Source organism: Lysinibacillus sp. GbtcB16, assembly GCF_019091145.1.
Classification (GTDB): domain Bacteria; phylum Bacillota; class Bacilli; order Bacillales_A; family Planococcaceae; genus Lysinibacillus; species Lysinibacillus fusiformis.
The window spans coordinates 1-268 of the sequence record NZ_JAGXJV010000440.1 but is presented as its reverse complement, the minus strand read 5'-3'; the positions used below and the strand labels follow the sequence as shown (position 1 = coordinate 268).

The 268-nt window shown below is 37.7% G+C and carries 1 protein-coding gene; it reads right to left on the bottom strand.

The features are described from left to right. A partial coding sequence (locus KVT27_RS24835) for a hypothetical protein (protein WP_217582192.1) occupies positions 1 to 268 on the bottom strand: 268 nt, incomplete at both ends.

The window sequence follows — 268 nt, the reverse complement described above, 5'->3', positions numbered from 1 at the left end:
AGATGCGATAACATCGTTCATTTCGCCAATTTCAATTTTCGTCGCCACTTTGGCAGATTGAATACTTACTTTACCTGTCGCAGTTGCTGCTTGGTTGAATACGGTAAAGCCGAAATCTCCGGACTTATCAACATCTTTTAACAAGGAGATCTTCACTTGCGGAATATCATTTCCGTTATCTTCAATCACATAACTAACATCATCAGTTGCCAGATAATCATTCCATATCAGGCTTGTATCTTTAAGTTTATTTTCACTGTTCAACACT